Origin of the sequence: Leptospira sarikeiensis (genome assembly GCF_004769615.1) — a bacterium.
In the GTDB taxonomy this organism is placed as follows: Bacteria; Spirochaetota; Leptospiria; order Leptospirales; family Leptospiraceae; genus Leptospira_B; species Leptospira_B sarikeiensis.
Genome location: NZ_RQGF01000028.1, coordinates 53,508 through 72,800 on the forward strand (window position 1 = coordinate 53,508; position 19,293 = coordinate 72,800).

The following is a 19,293-nucleotide window of genomic DNA, read 5'->3' on the forward strand; positions in this document are numbered from 1 at the left end:
GATCAAAGATCCGAACGAAGGTTATAAAAGTTATCCCTTGGTGCAACGAACTCGGAAAGACATATTTTTTTGATTCGATCCTCCACCGAACTGATCCGCGATCTTACAATTCAATACCTGCAAATCGTAGATCTGAGGAGTATTTTCCATCACTGTAGCAGGGCAATCTTGAACTACATTATAGGTTTCGCCATCGGTATGATCCAGATCCATATGAGATCCGGTTGTAGGAGTTTGAGTCTCCAAAAATATTCCGGAATTTTTAGACATATCTATCAAATGAATATTAAGTATAGGAGTTACAGATCCAGCATCTTTACTGACTATGATCCCCAGATTTCCGGTTTTACATTCTTCCTGGTTTAGTAATTCTATACTAGTATCATCCAATATCAAAGTGACAGTATCCAAAGTAGGTTGCGGAATTTCTTTTATTTCCCCAAGGCTTCCATGCTTAGAAAACACTATCGATAAAACAGCCAGATCATTCTTCTTTTCTTCTGCACAATTTGTAAGCGCGAAAGATAAAAAACCTAAAACTAAAAAAGTAACTTTATATGTTTGAAACATATTTTCTCCATCTTTTTATTTCCGCTTAGGATATCTTCTTATGAAAGAAGATACAAATCCCAAGCGTCATATTTGAAGAAAGATATATGTTACAAACGTAATGTTTTACTTTTATACTATATTAAGGATTCTTAGGAACGTTTTGGTCCCCTTCCCTTTTGCCGGTTGCGTAGGTGATCCTGCTCACACTGTTACTTGAAATTTCAAAGTCTTTAGTCCAAGTATAATCCGGAATTGAATCGCCGTTACTATCTATATGACATTGAACAATTTCTCTAGGTCCGGTTTTTGGTCTAAGGATCGATAACTGGGATATTCCTGAACCGAATTCATCCAATGTTTCTATTGCGGATTTTTTTACGATATTTCCAGGATAAGTTACTTCTATCCATGCTTTCCATTGGTCTTTCGGAAGTTCCGAAGCAGAAGGGATAAATTCTTCTACATCAAATGATATTCCTACTAAATAACCGAATGCATCGATAGTAGGAAGAATTTCGTTCTCCATTAATATTTCAAGAGGCCCCAGTTGATTCGTACCGAAAGCTCCATCACTATAAACTACAGAGGCTCCTATTCTTAATTTTTGATCCGTTTTCCAATTCTTCACATCTGTGAGAGAAGGAGTGAAGTCTTTCAGAGACATATGAATGATTTTTTCTCCCGCAAAAATGCTTCCGTAACTCAGATCCAAATCTCCGAGACCTTTATATTTAGTTTGAGTGACTACTCCATTCTTGTCTTTATACTGCCCGATCAAAACAATCTGGCTAATAATTCGACTTCCAGACACAGGCTTGACCCTGATCGCGATCTCAGCAAAATTCATATAAGCTAAAAATTGAGTCCTGTCAATCCGCGAGGAAGAAGAGATCGTAAATGTTGTAGATTCTGTGCTTGCTGTTTTAAATTTATAATTTCCTAATGAAGTTAGATTTCTCCCAAATATGTCCTTGATCTCATTTCGGACCGAAACGACATACTGAATTCCACCTGCGAGTTCTTCTTTTGGAACAAATACGAAACTACGATTTCCATCTTGGGAAGCCGCAACAGGATGAACAGGAACGCAGGTATTAAAAGCATCCTTCGAGATCCAAATCATACCCGAACATACTTCATTCTCCGAATTAACTGTTATCGTTTCAGGTTGCACAGGATAACTAAATTGCACCGAAATTGATGAACCTACATCTACTAAAGAAGCATTATCCGAAGGGACCATTTTCGATACTGTAAGAGGATAAGAAGGGATTTCCTCCTCGTTGATTGGAGGAGAAGAAGAAGGATTTTGGATTAGTGCGAGCGCCTCGAGCAACGGAGGCGGATCCACCTCTTCTACTTTACAATTTGTCGAAATTCCTACAAAAAATAGAAATATTAGAATAAGAACGGATAAATTCCTAACCATGTTCACCTCGGGATTTGCTCCTCTTAAGATTACACTTTTTTGAGGGAAATGGTCAACGCTCGCATGTCATAGTTTGGAATTCCAGGGCATGACAAATGTAATGTTCTGCAAGATTGATCACGGGGCGGAGATTTTTCTGGAATCGGTTAGATTCTTACAGTTTCGTAAGAATTTTTAGGATCGATATTATAAGATCAGTCGATTCGGACGCTTCTTTCTGGCAAAATCTTTTGAGAATAGTGGATATCCTAATCCCGATGGGCAGCGGATTTCCGATCGAGGAAAAATGACCAAAGAACATTTCGACGTGATCACGGTAGGAGCCGGCCTTTCCGGGATCAGCGCAGGCTATCATTTGCAAAAACTTTGTCCGGGCAAAAAATATACGATCCTCGAGAGCAGAGCCGATATCGGCGGAACTTGGAGTTTATTTCGTTATCCAGGAATTCGGTCCGATTCCGATATGTTCACCCTAGGCTATTCCTTTCGTCCTTGGAAAGAAGCAAAGGCAATCGCAGACGGACCTTCTATCTTAAAATACGTAAAAGATACCGCATCCGAATTCGGGATCGATCGCAATATCAGATTCGAGCATAAGGTGCTTTCCGCCTCCTGGTCGGATGCAAATTTACTTTGGTCAGTAGATGTAGAAGTGGGTCCTAAAAAAGAAAAAAGGACCTACACAACGGATTTCTTATATATCTGCAGCGGGTATTATAATTACGAAAAGGGGTTTACTCCTAATTTTCCCGGGATTGAAAAATTTAAAGGTAAAATGATCCATCCTCAATTTTGGCCGGAGAACCTTGACTACAGCGGCAAAAAAGTAGTAGTGATCGGAAGTGGAGCAACCGCAGTGACCTTAGTGCCATCGATGGCGGATAAGGCGGCACATATCACTATGCTCCAAAGGTCTCCGACATATATTACAAGTTTACCTTCTAAAGATATAGTCGCGGACTTTTTAAGATTTATCCTTCCGGCTAAACTGGCCCATCATATCACTCGGATCAAAAATATACTGATCCAAATCTGGTTTTTCCAAATTTGCAAAAGGTCTCCAGATTTTGCGAAATGGTTAATACGAGCTAGGCTCAAAATGTCCCTTCCAAAAGGTTATGATATAGATACTCACTTCAAACCGAATTATCAACCTTGGGACCAAAGGGTTTGCCTTGTTCCGGACTCTGATCTTTTCAAGGCGATCTCTAAAGGGAAAGCTTCGATAGAAACGGATCATATAGAAACTTTTACTCCAAACGGGATCAAATTAAAATCCGGCAAAGAACTAGAAGCAGATATTGTCGTAAGCGCAACAGGATTGGATCTGGTCGCAATGGGAGGAATGCGTTTAAAATTAAACGGTTCCGATGTGGATATCTCTAAACTTTATACTTTTAAAGGTTTAATGTTAAGTGGGATCCCGAACTTTGCATTTTGTGTAGGGTACACGAATGCATCTTGGACTCTTAGAGCGGATCTAACTTCTACCTACGTCGCGAGACTTCTGAACCATATGGAAACAAATCGTTATAAACAATGTGTTCCGTTGGTAGACGAATCCAAAATGGAAAAAGAACCGATATTAGATCTGAATTCCGGTTATATCCAAAGAGCGATTGACAAATTCCCTCAAAGAGGTGCAAAACGCCCCTGGAGATTCCATCAGAATTATCTAATGGACCTGTTCGATATCAATTTCGTAAGAGTAAACGACTCGAATCTTTCTTTCGAGTAAAAAATATTTAGAAGTATAAGAAGAGAATTTGAATGAAAAATTTTAAAAACAAAGTGGCAGCAATTACCGGAGCAGGTTCCGGAATGGGAAGAGAATTGGCGATCGCCTTGGCGAAACAAGGATGCCATCTTGCTTTATCAGATATCAACCAAACTGGACTTTCAGAAACCGTTCGTATAGTAAAAGGATTAAACAAGGGAATAAACATTACAAGCCAGACCCTGGACGTTTCTAACAGAACGGCGGTTTTTGACTGGGCTTCTCAAGTTGAGAAAGATCATTCAAAAGTGAATCTTATTTTTAATAACGCGGGGATCGCATTCGGTTCTACTATCGAAGGATTTGAATCGAAGGACTTCCAACGAGTAATGGATATCAATTTTGGCGGAGTATTGAACGGAACGCAGGCATTTCTTCCTTATCTCAAAAAAAGCGGAGAAGGTCATATCATCAATACTTCCAGCGTTTTCGGGATCATAGCTGTTCCAGGAACTTCGGCGTACAACGCTTCTAAATTTGCTGTTAGAGGATTTACGGAAACTCTTCGTCAAGAACTGGATTATACTCGCTGCGGTGTTTCTGCCACGAGTGTTCATCCTGGTGGGATCAAAACTGCTATAGCCACAAGCTCCAAGAGTAATGATAGCATCAAAGTTTTAGGATTAGATCCGAGCACAGCGGGAGATAAGATGACAAAACAATTTATCACAACTGCAGAAAAAGCGGCTTACGTGATCCTGAAAGGTGTAAAGAAAAATTCCCGTAGAGTTTTGATCGGACCTGATGCAGTTTTCCTAGATCTTATCCAAAGGATATTCCCAGGATCTTATTCAGGATTTTTAGGTAAGATACTATTAAGCAGAATGGCAAACTAATAATATGAGCCGGGAAACCGGCCTATAGGCCTGCCCCATTTTGTTTCTAAATAAAGTGGATTTGTATACTCCATACAACCCAATTTCTTTTGCAGTTTTTCTGATTTTTAGGTCATACTTAGAGTATGAACAATATCAGAAAAACCAAATTAGGGAACCAAGGGCTTATTGTTCCAATCGAAGGACTTGGTTGTATGGGTATGACCCAAATCGCAGGGGCAAATATCTACGGGCAAAGTGACGAGACTGAATCAATTGCTACAGTACATCGTGCATTAGAATTAGGTGTTAATTTTTTAGATACTGCAGATCTTTACGGACCACTAAAGAATGAAAGACTAGTAGCGAAAGCGATCCAAGGGAATCGAGACAAGTATATCATTGCTACTAAGTTCGGATTTGAAATTGACGATCAAGAACAGCTCACCTGGCAAATAAACGGTCGCCCTGAATATGTAAAAAAAGCGATAGAACGTTCCTTAAAAAATCTTGGAACAGATTACATTGATCTATATTACCTACATCGTATGGATCAAAATGTTCCGATCGAAGAAACTGTAGGAGCAATGTCCGAACTTGTAAAAGAAGGAAAAGTGAAATATATTGGCCTATCCGAGGTTGGTTCGGAAACGATCCGAAAGGCTCACAAGGTCCATCCTTTATCGGCAGTCCAATCCGAGTATTCCCTTTTCGAAAGAGATGTGGAAAGATTAGAAATTCTGAATACTCTCAAAGAACTTGAGATCGGATTCGTCGCATATTCTCCTTTAGGAAGAGGTTTTTTGACCGGACAGATCAAAACTCCTAACGATTTAGACGAAAACGATTTTAGAAAGACTCTACCTAAATTCCAAGGAGAACAATTCTATAAGAATATAGAATTAGTAAATGAGATCCAAAACCTCGCTTCTCAGAAAAAGATCACGGCATCTCAATTGGCCTTAGCCTGGGTTGTTTCTAAAAATGTAGTTTCTATCCCCGGAACTAAAAGGATCAAATATTTAGAAGAGAATATCGCGGCGGCGAATATCTCTCTCACTAAGGAAGAACTAGATAAGTTAGAATCGATCATTCCATTGGAACTATCCACTGGAAACCGTTATGACGATCGTGGAATGTCCATGGTAAATAAGTAAGATTTAACTCCCGATTTTTCAAATGTATCAAGCGGATCATCGGGAGATTTTCCAACTAGAACAGTCAAATTACAAGATGAACTCTAAAAACTTAATCACGATCAATTCTATTTCAGAGTTTCATGAAATGTTCGGGCATTCTAAACCCGCTCATCCTTTGATCAGCATTACGAAACTGAACGGATCCGAATCAAAAATGCAACCTTTTCTGATCGAAAACAAGTTCATGTATGACTTCTATACGATCTCAATAAAAAAGAATATCAAAGGAATGATTCGGTATGGAAGACAAAGTTTAGATTTTAGAGAAGGAATGATGGGTTTCAGTTCTCCCAAACAGATATTTTCCTTCGACGAGAGTGTCGATCTTTCCGAAATGTCCGGTTGGTATCTTATTTTTCATGCGGATTTTATCAGAACATACGACTTGATCAAAAGAATCAAAAATTACGGATTCTTCTCCTACGAAGTCAATGAGGCTCTCCATCTATCCGAAAAGGAAGAAGCAACCATAGATTCACTGATGAAAAATATCCAAGAGGAATATTTAGGTTCTATCGATAATTTTAGTCAGGACTTAATGGTATCTTATATTGAATTATTGATACAATATGCGAATCGATTCTACAAAAGACAATTCATTACTCGAAAAAATACAAATCAGGATCTGTTGGTCAAATTAGAAAATATATTAGAAGAATACTATGTGTCCGATAAGTTTTCAGAACTTGGGATCCCGACTGTAAAATATATTTCCTTTCAACTAAATGTTTCTCCCAACTATTTAAGCGATATGTTACGCACCGTAACAGGACAAAACACACAACAGCATATTCATAACTGGATCATAGAAAAGGCGAAGGAAAAATTATCCACGACCTCTTTGTCGATCAATGAGATCGCCGTTCAGTTAGGATTCGAATATCCTCAGTATTTCAGCAGATTATTCAAAACAAAGACCAAAGTTTCTCCATTAGAATTTCGGAATTCGTTTTAATCTCCCATCGCCAACCGGATTCCTACTCCGAATTGAGCATAAAAAGTATTCAACACTCTTCCGGTAAACTGATCCGAATAAATACGAGTACTTTGTCTATAAAACTCGAGTGTATAAAAGAATTTGGAATTAAAATGGTAATTCATCCCGATCCCCAATCCTAGAACAAGCCCCCTCCCGTTTGTCATTTCCGTATTTCGGGCATTATAATCATCGCGAGATCTTGCATGCACACTTTCTCCCGAAGGAAAGCTGATCCCTGCCTTTAGTTTTATAAACGGATCAAACTTTTTATTCGGCAAAAAATGCGCGGAGAGAAATGCTAAAGAAGATACATCGAAATAAACCTGACGGTCTTTGGGTAATGTAGTAACATCTTCATTTAGCAAAAAGTGAACTTGTTTTTGTACATTTTGTCGAACTGCATTGACGGACTGGCCTTGAAAAGTGAAACCGTAACCTATATAATCCGTCCAACCAAACTCGGTCTCTATTCCATATAATCCCGTTTCACGATACATTGGCCTGTCGTAAGTGGACAATGCAGGCATTCCGGCAATATTCCTTTTGATATCACCCAATAATATTCGATCCAGAAGTGCTCGATCATAATCCTTTTCGGAATCTATAAACGAGCCGCTTGGTGGAGAGATCGGTGTTCCTCCGAAAAAAGAAAAAGAAGAGTAATTTTTGGAAAATCCGATATTAGACCCTGTATCGACAGCGGGATAGATAGGCGTTTGAGTCGGAGGAACAAATTCTGCACCCAGAAAGGTTGGAATTCCAACCAAGAACAAAATACCAAAAGCGAGGTTCTTCATATAAACACCTCTTCATCCATTCGAATATTCTAATGGAGTATAACGTGTTGGACCTAATATAAATCATTTCGGTTCCGAGAGCGAAAAATAATGCAAAAAGCCTATGGCCTCCCAAGACATTGATTCGGCAGTTTGTCTTGACTTATTCCCACAAGAGTACATTATTCGGTGTGCCTAAATATTACTACTATCTCACAATCTTCTTTACTTTTATTCTATTCACAAACCCTGCAGAAGCATGGTGGAATCATTTTCTATTCAACCGTCCCGCACTTGAGGGAGTCCCCGAGCTTGTTTCTGCTCCAAAAGTAAAAGTAGAGTCTCTTGAAGAATTTCTTTTAAAAGAAAAAGACGGTTTGGTCCAGCTCATGAACCAAATGGAGAATGAGGCCAAACAAACTTATTCAAAAAAAGCGCCTCTTCCTGAATCTCTTTATTTCAAAGGAGGAGATACTAAATCCATCCGGAATAATTTTCTAAGAGCGCTTCGGGTCAACACAGGCACACCGATCGGCTATTTTCTACAAAATCTTCCAGGCAAACCTCTTCCAGGGAAAAAATCGGATCCTAAAACCGTCAGCATCTATGGCGAAAAAGATCTAAAACAAGATTACGAATTCTATGATATCAAAAAGGGAGATCTTGTAAGCCCGATAGAAGTTTTGGCAACTGCAAGCGACGAACCGGATTTCGGACTAGATCTAAATTTATTTTTGGATAATGGGGAACAATTTGGGAAAGATTACGCTTTTGGAATACAATCATTCGGGGATTCGAAGATCTACTATAGCACCCAGGTCCCTTTTCATATAGGTTACTATCACGAATCAAAGATCATATTTGCTGCTGCAGAATTCCTAACTCGAACCTATCCTAGATATCGGGTCTACCAATTTACGACACTTGCCCGCTATGCATTCAAAACCGGTCATAAATATTGGGGCTATCGTTTCTTAGGCTGGGGAATGCATTATGTAGGAGATCTTACACAACCGTATCATGCTAGGGTTCTCCCAAATTTTGGGACAGCAAGTATGTTATGGATCAATCTCAAAGCAATTTTAGGTGATGAAACCGCTAAGAATGAGGCAATCGATCGAATTTCAAATAGGCACCAGACGATTGAAAAATATCATTTTAGCACTTTAAGAGATGCGTATATCGCGAAAAAACTAGATCACCCGTTTATTCTAAGCGTTATGAAAACTGAAAAAGATACATCTTACGGTAATTTTAACGATTCGTATATTGTAGATGTTCTTACCAAAGAAAGTTATGGGGTTTCCGATCGATTTGATACTCTGATAGACGAATCGAATCTATTAAACGGCTTTTCAGAAGGCAAGTTGTTGCAGCAGATCAATCAAAAATCCTTAAACGAATTGGATGCAACAATCGCAGAACATATGCAAAACGTAGGCTCTCATCTTCGCAATTACGTAAGAGCCGGATTAAAGTGAGATAAAACTTAAGAGGATTTTAAGGATCAAAATAGCTGTAAGTATTTTTCCTTAAATTCCTCGTTCGGGACTCTTCCATCCCTAAGTGCAAATTCTTCTTTAAGCCCCAAAAGAAAGTGCATTGCCATATCGCCCTTATTTTTTACCGGAACAGTGCCTCTATATTCGGTTTTGAAAAAATCTTTTACTAAGGAATACGTGTCCTGCGAGATATTTACCTTTCCTACTTCTCCGGCAGATTCTAATCTAGATGCCGTGTTGACTGCGTCTCCCCAAACATCGAAGGCGAATTTTTTCTTACCGATCACACCTGCGATCACCGGCCCCGTATGGATCCCTATTCTCATCTGCCAATAAGGAAGTCCTAATTCTTTTTTGATCGCTTGCATTTGATTCATGAATGCCTGTAATTCAAGTGCAGCCAAACACGCATCGATTGCGTGAGTCCCGTTCTTTGCAGGAATTCCACCAACGCACATATAAGAATCGCCGATCGTTTTCAATTTTTCTAATTTATATCTGTGTACGATCTCATCAAACTGGGAAAAACAACCGTCCAACTCTTCGATCAGAGAAGAAGGGGAAAGTATTTCGGCAATCTGAGTGAATCCCTTAAAATCCGTAAATAGGATCGTCGCGGACTCATAAAGTATCGGTTTTACTTCCCCTTTCTCCTTAAGTTCTCCGGCAACTTCAGCAGGAAGAATATTTAATAATAATGTATCCGCTTTTTCCCGAGAAGACTCGGTCTCCGAGAGAAGTTTTTTGATCTGATCATAGAGTAATGCGTTATGCAAAGCACTTGTGATCTGTTCACATATCCGAACGATTTGATCTATTTCTCTTTTATTCAAACCGAGCTTTCTTTTGAATGCAGTTATACAAATTATTCCGATGACTTCTTGATTTAAAATGAGAGGAATTTGCAAAAAGGAGCGCAAATGCCCCTTTGCGGCGATCTTTATATCCAATTTAGAGAAAAAATATTTCTGCCCATTTAGTTCATTGGATATATTCCTCGTAGCTCCTATATCATCGATATATAATGGAGTTTCTTCTAAAAAGGTCTGGTATAAACTACCTCCGTCCGAGTTTAGAGGAACCTCCAAATTTAGGAAAAATTGAGCTTCTTTCTCAGACATTCCTTTAGGTGTAATTCCCTTAGAATAAGTACTAAGTACTTCCTTTTCTTTATTTCTGATTAAAAGCCAAATCGTGTCAGCACTTGTATGATTCAGTATAAAATCGAATGCTGCTTTAAAAACCTGATCCAGATCCAAAGTAGAATTTAGTATTCTTGCAAATCCATTCAGCTCTTCTATTTCTCGAACAGCCTCCGTCCTCTCATGAAGTAGCACAGCATTCTGCACTGCTCCCGCAATTTGATCTCCCAGAGCAGAAACTTCCTTTAGATCCTTTTGCGCTAAAGGAGAATCTTGCAACCAAGTAATCGCCAGAACTCCTAAACTTTTCCCTTGAACGATCAATGGAATATGAAGAAATGATTCGATCCCCAATAACTCTACAATTTTTTCATCGATCGGAGACTTACTCAGCCAAGACATATTAATTTTCGGAATGTACAAAAGTTTCTGTCTTTGAACAGCACGGGAGAGAGTTCCTCCTTCTTCCGAAATGGGGACCTTAAGTGCGTAAAATTTCTGGAGATTTTCAACTTTGAAATCTAAAACTTTGTGATGTGCAATAAGCTCTTTACCGACTTCATCTACTTTAAACAAAGCTAAAAAAGCCTTCGGACCAAATCTTTGAGTAATATAATCCTCTACGAAGTTTAAAATTTCGGAAAGATCATTCGTGGAGTTGATCCTCTTAGCAAGTTCAGAAAGTGTCTCCGCATTTTTACGAGAAATTTCCTCTTGCCCCTTTGCATCTTCCAAACTATGAAATAAGTCGTCTAACTCCGCCGAAATTGGGCGAGTTAAAAAGAATGCGAGCTGGTATCCAAAAAGCAGAATGGGAGAACCGAAAAGTAGAAGATGCAAAATACGCGCATGTAATGGAGCCTCTTTAGATAAAAAAGGAAATATTAAAAAAAGAAGAAATGGGATCAATAATAAGGATAGAAGAGAAACTCGATGACTGATCCTAAACGCTTGTTTTTGTCTGGATAGGGTTTCATTCTTTAAGACTCCGTATGCAAGAATTCCTGTAGGAAGAATGCTCAAATTTCCCAATGGATAGATCGGAAATCCTTGAGTTGCAGGTAAATTCAGAAGAAGCATCAAACTTCCCAATAATAAGAATGTAACCGCAAAATTCCCCAAAGGAGCTACACTTTTAGTTCTTAAAGCGGATATCCATTCTTTCAATACTGCAAAAATTCCGAGCACTCCCACTACTCCGAAAATCTGAATAACTGGTCCTGAAGAAAAGATCCTGCCCCAAGCAAACTCATAAAATCCCACAAACAACCAAGGAGTGAATGCTGCGATACAAAGTACCAAAACTGCAATATCGAACAAAAAGAAAAACTTAGGTAATGGCCTTTTCAAAGCTAGAAATGCAAATCGAATATGAACGGAAGGAGCAAGGAAGAAAACAACATAACAAGCTTGAGTGATCCTATAAGCTATGATAGGATCTGAAATGACATCGATTGCCGTAGCAGAGATCAACTGAGCTCCATAAATGTACAGAGAAAACGCTGCCATTTGATTCAAAGGAGAACTTGGATTTGTTCCTCCTACGATAATACCTAACCAAAATACTGCTAAGGTGGAAAGTACAGGAATAAAAAGCCATACAGATCCGTATATTTTTGCAAGATCTTCCTGAGAAACAAGATGGACTACTGCAGTTGCCATCGTGATAAAAACGCACGCAATTAAAGCATTCAAAAAATAGAATAGAGCATTTTTTCTAAAGAGAAAATCGCCTAAACTCAAAAAATCCGACCTAAAAACACCGTAGGCAAGGATCAACATTGGGATGAAAGAAAAATTTCCTCCCGGAAAAAAAGGAACTCCAACAAAACTAGGAAGATTAGAAGCTGTTAGTACGATCAGTAAGTTTTGTCCAAAAACAAGAGTTTTCTTTTCTTTAAAAGAATACTTTCTTACGTAATGAATAATACAAGGAACCCCTATTAGAAAATAAGAACCGACACCTATAATTCCCCACGGTTTTAAAAAGATGGTAGATACAGGATATTTTCCGAAAGGATATTCTATAAATTCTCCTGTAAACGCCTTGTTCATCAAGATCCCGATGAACCCGAATAACATTGCTCCCCAATTAAGCCAATTCATCCAACGTATGATAGGATACTTCTTCTCAAGTATTCTATGCAAGAAATGCCCGCTCATTGGAGTGAATAAAAGAACGATTGGATAAACTGCTGTATTTAAAAGAAGAAGTAACTTCTCATCTTGAATGATCGCGCGTAATCCCAAGAGTAATCCGAGAGTTCCAAAGGATAGGCAAGCAATTGCAAAACTTAAGAATAAACCTTTTGGCCCTGGACGACCAGCTCGAGCAACTCCTGAGATAAATAATAATAAGCCGACTACAAATGTTAAAAGACCTGGGATTGCGTAAGGGAGTTGGTACCAGAAATACTGAATTTCAGAAGGATTAGAAGGGATTAAGGGCCAAAGTATCAGATGCATACGATCCAAAATCATGGCCCAATATAGTATGCATAATTAAGACTCTGTCGTCTGTGGTTATAATTCTGGACTTTTTATTTCAATAAAGCGTTGCTAACTTCTTCGATCCCTATAAAAAGAAGCCGCGCATATGAAGGACATAATAAATTTCCGGAGAATGATTCCCGTTCTAACGATCTCCTTCTTATTTGGATTCTGTTCTACAATTCATGGATCTAAAAGCTCAAAAGACCTTTGCAGCGGATATAATTTCGAAATAGCTCTCGACCCTAATAGATCATTCATAGCGGAAGAATTGGACAAAACATATTTTAAACCATTAGATCCTCAATTTTTGGATCTAGGCTTTTCTAATGCAGCGATCTGGTTAAGATTATCCGGAAAACAAAAGAAACAAAATGAAAAATGCTACATTATCTTAGAATGGCCTACATTAACAAACGTAGACTTTTACGAAACTAATACAAAAGGTAAGCTCGTTTTATCGGGACAGGCCGGAACAATTTTACCCAGAAATAAATGGTCTATCTCCTGGATAGATCATCCAAGTTTTCAAATTACTTCCGACAAGGATCTACTAATCCATATAGAAACTCGTTCAATCATTCGTTTTCCAATTTCACTTCTGACTGAAACCGAGATCAGAGAAGAAACGAATCGAAAAGCAACGACTAGTTCCATGTATGCAGGATTCATAGGAGCGATTTGTTTATTCGCATTTTTTTTCTTCATAGTTTTAAAGGACCAAATCTATCTTTGGTATTTAGGATATATTCTATCTATTTCGCTTAACTTCGGGCTCTTATACTCTTCCGCCCCTAGATTACTTTGGCCTGAGTTACCCTTCTGGCAAAATCATGGGGTCTTCTTCACCCAATCTCTTGCACTATTTTTTGCGATCGGCTTTTTTAGAGAATTCGTGGATTTGCAGACTTATTTTCCTAGGTTCGATAAGGTCGCGATCGGTTTATTGATCTTTTCGATTATTTTCGGAATAGGATCTTTTCTTTCGGATCTAAACTTTATCTTCTCTCGCATCTTTTCTATCGTATATATTTTATGGATCCCAACTTTTTTTACGATTACGATCCGTTTACTCGCGGAAGGCCAAACTCATTTAAAAGTATTTACGATCACTTGGGGGACTTTCTATTCCGCGGCATTCATTTATGTTTTATGGATATTACGAATTTTACCTTCTGATCCTTTTTTTCTATACTTGATGATTTGGCTTTTTCCACTCGAAGCAATATTCTTCGCGGCAAGTATTTATCAAAGATATAAGAATATAGACTCTACTCGTAAAAGGTTAGAGATAGAAATGAAGGCAGCGATGGATCGTTTAGCGGAGTTTTCTCATTTAACAAAAGCAAACTCAAATCCATCAGAAAAAAAGAGAACGGAAAAATACAAACGAAGTAAGATCCAAAAAATGGATGTTAGAGAGATCTTAAGTCGTATAGAATATCTTTTTACGGTAGAAACGATCTATAGAGATGAAAATCTTTCACTCAATAGTCTTGCCGCAAAATTGGATCTTACAGTTCATCAGCTTTCCGAGATTTGTAACACACAACTCAATACGTCTTTTCCTAAATTTCTTTCTTATTATAGAATAGAACATGCGAGTAAATTATTAAAAGATCCGGACAATCTGAATATTTTAGAAGTCGCTTACGAGTCCGGTTTTGGATCTAAAGCAGCGTTCAATTCCGAATTCAAACGAGTGACCGGGTTGACGCCAAGACAATTTAGGCTCTTAGACAAAACTAATTGAAGGAACGACGAAATTCGACCGGAGTAAGTTTTGTCTTACTTTTGAATAGTTTACTGAAAGACTGAGAATGCTCGAAACCTAGTTCATATGCGATTGCGGTGATGGGCAAATCTGTAGTAGACAATCTTTCTTTTGCCTTTTCGATCAGCTTATCATGAATATGTTGCTGAGTACTTTGTCCGGTCAATACGGTAAGTAACCCACTTAAATAATTTGGAGAAACGTTCAATAGATCCGCCACATGTTGAACAGACGGTAAACCTTTTTCCCTCAGGTCCCCTTCTCGAAAATACTCTGTCAAAACTTCTTCCAAACGATCCAAAAGTTTATGATTTGTGATCTTTCTAGTGATGAATTGACGATGATAGAATCTCTCCGCATAATTAAGTAAGGTCGTAATATGAGAGATGATAATGTCCTGACTGAATTTATCAATATTGGAATGATATTCCTGTCGGATATTCCGAGCAATGTTATTCATCACTGCTTCCTCTTTCTCTGACAAGAACAGAGCTTCATTCACGGAGTAATCGAAATATTCGTATTTTCGAATGGTCTTTGCCAAGGTCGTGTTCCAGATAAAATCCGGATGGATCAATAAGATCCACCCGGAATGCTCCGGCTTTTTGTCACGACCTATCTCGATCCTAAAAACTTGACCGGGAGCCATAAAAAACAAGATACCATCGTCAAAATCATACTCCTGCTGGCCATACTTCATTTTTGCGGCAGAATTCCTTTTCAAGGAAATGGAATAGAAATCGAGAGTCCAACTTGTAAGATTAAAATCCGCCGAATGTATAATAGATTCATAATCTACTACGCTTATCAAAGGATGTTCCGGCTTGGATAGCCCCCTCAACTGATGGAACTCATTAATGGTTCTGATCCTATATGGTTTCTGGACTTCTTTCATATCGGCCTACTTGATTTGTGCGTAAGCAGCGGCAAAATCTTTAGCAAAGTCTTTTACCTTTGTCTTTTCCAATACGGGACGATTGCGGAAATAATCCTTATACAGTACGCCACCTCTTCTGGATGCATTCATTTCCATAAAACCTTTCGCAGTTTTAGGGTTCATTCCGGCAGAGATCATACCATTTAATGATTCTTCATCAGAAATAACGAGCCATTTCAGATCCGGTTTCCCGATCGCTTCGCCTAAAATTTTTGCGATCTCGTTGGGAGAAACTTCATCACTTGCGATATAACGAATACTTCTTCCTACAAAAGGTTTTTCGATCTCTTCTAAAATCACTTTAGCGATATCCGTAGTAGAAACCCAAGGCTCTCTTTCATCCCCGCCGTAATTAGATACGATCGCACCTTTTGACTTTATAGTTTGCATAAACGCGAACATATTATAATAGAATCCAACAGGCCGCATGAACTTGATCGAAACATCATCCGGTAATTTCGTCAGAATATTTTCCGCCTTATGATGAAAAGCAAGTATCCCGCTTTCCGAATCGGTATGTGCTCCAATGCTACTCAGGTGGATCACTTGTTTCACTCCGGATCCTTCGATAGCTTCCTTATAACTATTTGCGATCCTACTGACGGCTTCCATGACATCCAGCTTATGATCAAAAAAACCTTCGTAACCGATCGCCTCCATAGCATAGACTATATCCGCTCCTTGAAAGGTTTGCGATAAGAATTCGCTGTCTTCCATTTTACCGATCGCGGAAATTGCTCCAATCGTTTCTATTTCTTTTGCTCTTTCCGGCTTGCTACTGACAACAGTAACCGAATGTCCCTTACGGACCAATTCTTCAGTAAGAGGCTTGCTGATATGTCCGAGCGAACCTGTAAGAATAATTTTCATAGGTGTATCCTCAATATTATAAAACCTTAATTTCACTGCTCCTTAGTTTCGAATAGCTTTACTCGACTCAGCTGCGTTTATTCATGTAGCCAAATCTCAGATCTTGTAGCCAAATAATTTTGCGCAAATTCCCAAAGGTAGGATTGGGCAATAATAAGGTAGTATCGAATCTTTACCTTTTCTCATAATTCCATCATAATCCCGGATATACATTACCTATTACAGGAGTATCGAAATGGATTGTTTTTTAAAGAAGGATAATCTCAGAATCGGCGTCACAAGAATAGAATGGAAAAGCATAATTGTTCTTCCATATATATTGTTCCTTAGCTCTCTCTTATTCGGATGTTGCGCGTCTACTAAATATCCGAATTCGGATCATTTTGATGGGAGACGATTTTATAACCCAACTCAAGTCGAAGAAAACGGGATATTGAGAATTTTGAAACTTCTGGTCACAATTAATTTCGAAGAATGGCCGGAGAAGGTTCAAAATGAAAAAACGAATCTCATTAAAACTCCATTAAATAAAGATCAAATAGCGATCACTTTTATCAATCATGCAACGGTGCTGATCCAATCCCGTGAAATAAATATTCTTACCGATCCGGTTTGGTCCGAGAGAATCAGTCCGGTTAGTTGGGCTGGAACAAAAAGGGTGAGGGAGCCAGGTATTCGGATAGAGGACCTTCCTCCAATAGATCTGGTGGTTATCAGCCATAACCATTATGACCATCTGGACTTGGAGACTTTAAAAACTCTAAATAGAAAATTTTCGCCTAAATTTTTAGTCCCGCTGGGAGATAAAGAACTCTTACAATCAGAAGGAATATCTGATACGGAAGAGATGGATTGGTGGCAAACGATAAAAATAAAAAAGAAAGCAAATGTGACTTTTACGCCTACACAACATCTTTCTGCGAGAGGTATATTCGATTGGAATCGAAGTTTATGGGGTAGTTATATGATCAAAATCGAAAGTAGGAAAGTATATTTTGGCGGAGACGCAGCATATTCTTCCCACTATAAAGAAATTAAAAAGCGTTTAGGAAGCCCCGATATTTCCCTTTTACCAATCGGAGCTTATGAGCCTAGATGGTTTATGAGATTGGTTCATATGAATCCCTCGGATGCAATCCAAGCCCACAAGGACTTAGGTTCTAAACTTTCTATCGGGATACATTTCGGAACATTCCAACAAACGGAGGAGGCATTAAACGCACCTGCTGAAGAATTACAAAAGGAGCTACTCGAAGCCGGATTGAATTTAAGTAATTTTAAAATACTAAAAGAAGGAATAGCACAAATTTATTAAAAATATTAATGTATTTGAGTTGGACGTAGCAGTTGTGTCGCTTAGCGGCCTGCTAATATGTCCAAGCGATTTATAATAGTAATTTTCTAAATATTCCCCTTAATTGGGGATGCTCGTATAAGCGGCGTTTTCCATTTAGATCCTCTAAGGTATGATTTTTTTGGGAAGAATATTCGTATAGCCAAACTTCAGGCCGATGTAACCGTTTTTCCAGACAAAACTTGAGCAATTCAAAGCCAGGGCATTTCCGAAAATGATATTTCGTCTAACCTGAATTCAATATAATTTCCCAAAAATGTAACATTCACAAAAAGAACTTATAAAAAATATATTGACGAATAAAAAATTATAATATTATAAAATTCAAAAAATTTAATTTATAATACTACGCCACGAAATGAGAAAAACCTTCCAAATTATATCCAGATCCAAGAAAGTCGCTAAGCCAAAAAAATCAACCCTGGATAATTCCGGGCATGATTTGACGATCCAAAATTTTTATAGTTCCAATCTTATTTTGCCTCAAGCGCAAAGTCCCGAGCTACTTTCCGGCTGGCTTTCCAAACATCACCCCAGATACAATATGAGTTCCTGGTGTTTCTTCGGGAATATTACGGATGAAAATGGAAAAACTGCGGCGATCAACTCGATCATTCAATACCAATCATTGCCTGACAATTTACCTTATATTGCAGAATGGTCCTACTGTGATGACCAAACGGACGGCTACGTCTTAGCTCCTTTTCTTTTAGAAGAAGGGAATGTGGAATATGCATCTCCATTTGCAATCACTGCCGATTATAATCCGATCAATACCGGAATTCTCAGCCTATCTCTCATATACGGTGAAATGGGAAAACGTTGGTCAAAATATAGAATGTCCGGTCGTGTCTTCTCCGAGCCGGATGGAAATTTATGGGAATATGAACTACTCTTGGAAGATACTTTTGGAGTAATGCAAACTGGGTATGGGCCATCCTCATTTCTTCCCCAATGGTTATTTCCGGATCAAACAAAAGTGATCAATTCTGAGTTCCAGGGTGATATACATAAATATCTTCAATCAGGTAAGGACGATATGCTCGGCCAGGGGTCCTACTACTACTCGATGCCATTGCTTAAAGTAGAAAATTTTAATATTACTAAAAATGGAAATCCTTATTCCAGTGGCAAAAGAGGGAATATTTGGGTAGACTATGTTGTCCAAAGTTTCGGAGAAGAAAGCTTAAAAATTGTAGGGTCTGCCACTTGGCAATTCTTTGCTATCCAGTTCCCTGTATTAGAGAATTATTATAATTACCAAGCAGCAATGATGATCTCAATTGTAGAAGCGACAGTCCAATCGGATCCGAAAGAAACTTCGGATCTTAAGGCGGCTCGTTTTTACATAAGCGATCCTTATCATGTTCAATACAATGAAAACGGTTCCATGATATCCTCCTTCGATTGGACTTTTGATCAAATAACCTATACTGTTACAAAAGATGCAGACGGCTATCCGACTAAATTCTCAATCCAACTTATAGCCCCGAAGGGGAAAGTAGAATTAAGCGGGGAAGCAATACGAAAAAATCAGATGATCAAGGTAGTGGAAAAATACGAAGGAGTATTCAAAGTAACTGCCAACATAAGTTTCGAGAACGGGATAGAACAGCCTGGCGCAGAAGGGTTCGCCTGGGCCGAAATTCATTAATTATATTAAGAAAAACTAAATATCCATTCAATAGCAGGTCCAA

General features: G+C 38.5%; 14 protein-coding genes. 8 read left to right on the plus strand and 6 right to left on the minus strand.

From position 1 onward, the window contains the following. Nucleotides 1-30: 30 nt before the first annotated feature. Nucleotides 31-570, minus strand: coding sequence for a hypothetical protein (locus EHQ64_RS11520; protein WP_135649636.1), 540 nt, complete (start codon nucleotides 568-570; stop codon nucleotides 31-33). Between the two features lie 121 nt (nucleotides 571-691). After that, nucleotides 692-1,981 carry an Ig-like domain-containing domain gene (locus tag EHQ64_RS11525; RefSeq protein WP_135649637.1) on the minus strand — a complete coding sequence of 430 codons (1,290 nt, stop codon included), beginning with the start codon at nucleotides 1,979-1,981 and terminating at the stop codon, nucleotides 692-694. 286 nt (nucleotides 1,982-2,267) lie between these two features. On the opposite strand from EHQ64_RS11525, the gene EHQ64_RS11530 reads away from it, so the two are divergent. The 4 genes from EHQ64_RS11530 (at nucleotide 2,268) to EHQ64_RS11545 (ending at nucleotide 6,727) form a co-directional block, all read left to right on the plus strand. Then, the gene (locus tag EHQ64_RS11530; protein WP_135649638.1) at nucleotides 2,268-3,719 is read left to right on the plus strand and encodes a flavin-containing monooxygenase; all 1,452 of its coding nucleotides are present in this window, start codon (nucleotides 2,268-2,270) and stop codon (nucleotides 3,717-3,719) included. A 32-nt stretch (nucleotides 3,720-3,751) separates the two neighbouring features. After that, nucleotides 3,752-4,594, plus strand: coding sequence for an SDR family NAD(P)-dependent oxidoreductase (locus tag EHQ64_RS11535; RefSeq protein ID WP_135649639.1), 843 nt, complete (start codon nucleotides 3,752-3,754; stop codon nucleotides 4,592-4,594). Nucleotides 4,595-4,719: 125 nt separating this feature from the next. Next, a complete protein-coding gene (locus EHQ64_RS11540; RefSeq protein ID WP_135649640.1) occupies nucleotides 4,720-5,730 on the plus strand; it encodes an aldo/keto reductase in 1,011 nt (336 codons plus the stop codon). Nucleotides 5,731-5,806: 76 nt separating this feature from the next. Next, complete coding sequence (locus EHQ64_RS11545; RefSeq protein WP_135649641.1) at nucleotides 5,807-6,727, plus strand: helix-turn-helix domain-containing protein; 921 nt, start codon at nucleotides 5,807-5,809, stop codon at nucleotides 6,725-6,727. On the opposite strand, the gene EHQ64_RS11550 is transcribed toward EHQ64_RS11545, so the two are convergent. Beyond that, nucleotides 6,724-7,548 (minus strand): hypothetical protein, encoded by an 825-nt coding sequence (locus EHQ64_RS11550; protein ID WP_135649642.1) that lies wholly within the window; start codon nucleotides 7,546-7,548, stop codon nucleotides 6,724-6,726. The two genes, EHQ64_RS11545 and EHQ64_RS11550, sit on opposite strands and share 4 nt — an antisense overlap. Nucleotides 7,549-7,685: 137 nt before the next feature. On the opposite strand from EHQ64_RS11550, the gene EHQ64_RS11555 reads away from it, so the two are divergent. Further along, on the plus strand, nucleotides 7,686-9,008 hold the full coding sequence (locus EHQ64_RS11555) for a phospholipase C/P1 nuclease family protein (RefSeq protein WP_246048733.1): 1,323 nt from the start codon (nucleotides 7,686-7,688) through the stop codon (nucleotides 9,006-9,008). A 26-nt stretch (nucleotides 9,009-9,034) separates the two neighbouring features. Here EHQ64_RS11555 and EHQ64_RS11560 read toward each other — a convergent pair whose 3' ends face one another. Continuing rightward, nucleotides 9,035-12,637: an adenylate/guanylate cyclase domain-containing protein gene (locus tag EHQ64_RS11560; RefSeq protein ID WP_167882392.1), complete on the minus strand. Its 3,603-nt coding sequence runs from the start codon at nucleotides 12,635-12,637 to the stop codon at nucleotides 9,035-9,037. Nucleotides 12,638-12,794: 157 nt separating this feature from the next. Between EHQ64_RS11560 and EHQ64_RS11565 the strand changes: the two genes are divergently transcribed. After that, entirely contained in the window at nucleotides 12,795-14,414 is a 1,620-nt protein-coding gene (locus EHQ64_RS11565; RefSeq protein ID WP_246048734.1) for a 7TM diverse intracellular signaling domain-containing protein, read from the plus strand. Here the strand turns inward: EHQ64_RS11565 and EHQ64_RS11570 are convergent. Next, nucleotides 14,407-15,330, minus strand: coding sequence for a helix-turn-helix domain-containing protein (locus EHQ64_RS11570; protein ID WP_135649645.1), 924 nt, complete (start codon nucleotides 15,328-15,330; stop codon nucleotides 14,407-14,409). The genes EHQ64_RS11565 and EHQ64_RS11570 overlap by 8 nt on opposite strands. A gap of 6 nt (nucleotides 15,331-15,336) precedes the next feature. Continuing rightward, entirely contained in the window at nucleotides 15,337-16,242 is a 906-nt protein-coding gene (locus EHQ64_RS11575) for an NAD(P)H-binding protein (RefSeq protein WP_135649646.1), read from the minus strand. 235 nt (nucleotides 16,243-16,477) lie between these two features. Between EHQ64_RS11575 and EHQ64_RS11580 the strand changes: the two genes are divergently transcribed. Together EHQ64_RS11580 and EHQ64_RS11585 are read left to right on the plus strand one after the other, a co-directional pair. Beyond that, entirely contained in the window at nucleotides 16,478-17,557 is a 1,080-nt protein-coding gene (locus EHQ64_RS11580) for an MBL fold metallo-hydrolase (RefSeq protein WP_135649647.1), read from the plus strand. Between the two features lie 397 nt (nucleotides 17,558-17,954). Continuing rightward, entirely contained in the window at nucleotides 17,955-19,250 is a 1,296-nt protein-coding gene (locus tag EHQ64_RS11585) for a hypothetical protein (protein WP_135649648.1), read from the plus strand. The last annotated feature ends 43 nt before the right edge of the window (nucleotides 19,251-19,293 follow it).

What these genes read in the sequence shown, in the direction of transcription:
- EHQ64_RS11525 (WP_135649637.1), bottom strand. Translation starts at nt 1,981, where the DNA reads ATGGTTAGGAATTTATCCGTTCTTATTCTAATATTTCTATTTTTTGTA.
- EHQ64_RS11570 (WP_135649645.1), bottom strand. Translation starts at nt 15,330, where the DNA reads ATGAAAGAAGTCCAGAAACCATATAGGATCAGAACCATTAATGAGTTC.
- EHQ64_RS11565 (WP_246048734.1), top strand. Translation starts at nt 12,795, where the DNA reads ATGATTCCCGTTCTAACGATCTCCTTCTTATTTGGATTCTGTTCTACA.
- EHQ64_RS11540 (WP_135649640.1), top strand. Translation starts at nt 4,720, where the DNA reads ATGAACAATATCAGAAAAACCAAATTAGGGAACCAAGGGCTTATTGTT.
- EHQ64_RS11550 (WP_135649642.1), bottom strand. Translation starts at nt 7,548, where the DNA reads ATGAAGAACCTCGCTTTTGGTATTTTGTTCTTGGTTGGAATTCCAACC.
- EHQ64_RS11520 (WP_135649636.1), bottom strand. Translation starts at nt 570, where the DNA reads ATGTTTCAAACATATAAAGTTACTTTTTTAGTTTTAGGTTTTTTATCT.
- EHQ64_RS11530 (WP_135649638.1), top strand. Translation starts at nt 2,268, where the DNA reads ATGACCAAAGAACATTTCGACGTGATCACGGTAGGAGCCGGCCTTTCC.
- EHQ64_RS11560 (WP_167882392.1), bottom strand. Translation starts at nt 12,637, where the DNA reads ATGCATCTGATACTTTGGCCCTTAATCCCTTCTAATCCTTCTGAAATT.
- EHQ64_RS11575 (WP_135649646.1), bottom strand. Translation starts at nt 16,242, where the DNA reads ATGAAAATTATTCTTACAGGTTCGCTCGGACATATCAGCAAGCCTCTT.
- EHQ64_RS11585 (WP_135649648.1), top strand. Translation starts at nt 17,955, where the DNA reads ATGAGAAAAACCTTCCAAATTATATCCAGATCCAAGAAAGTCGCTAAG.
- EHQ64_RS11535 (WP_135649639.1), top strand. Translation starts at nt 3,752, where the DNA reads ATGAAAAATTTTAAAAACAAAGTGGCAGCAATTACCGGAGCAGGTTCC.
- EHQ64_RS11580 (WP_135649647.1), top strand. Translation starts at nt 16,478, where the DNA reads ATGGATTGTTTTTTAAAGAAGGATAATCTCAGAATCGGCGTCACAAGA.
- EHQ64_RS11545 (WP_135649641.1), top strand. Translation starts at nt 5,807, where the DNA reads ATGAACTCTAAAAACTTAATCACGATCAATTCTATTTCAGAGTTTCAT.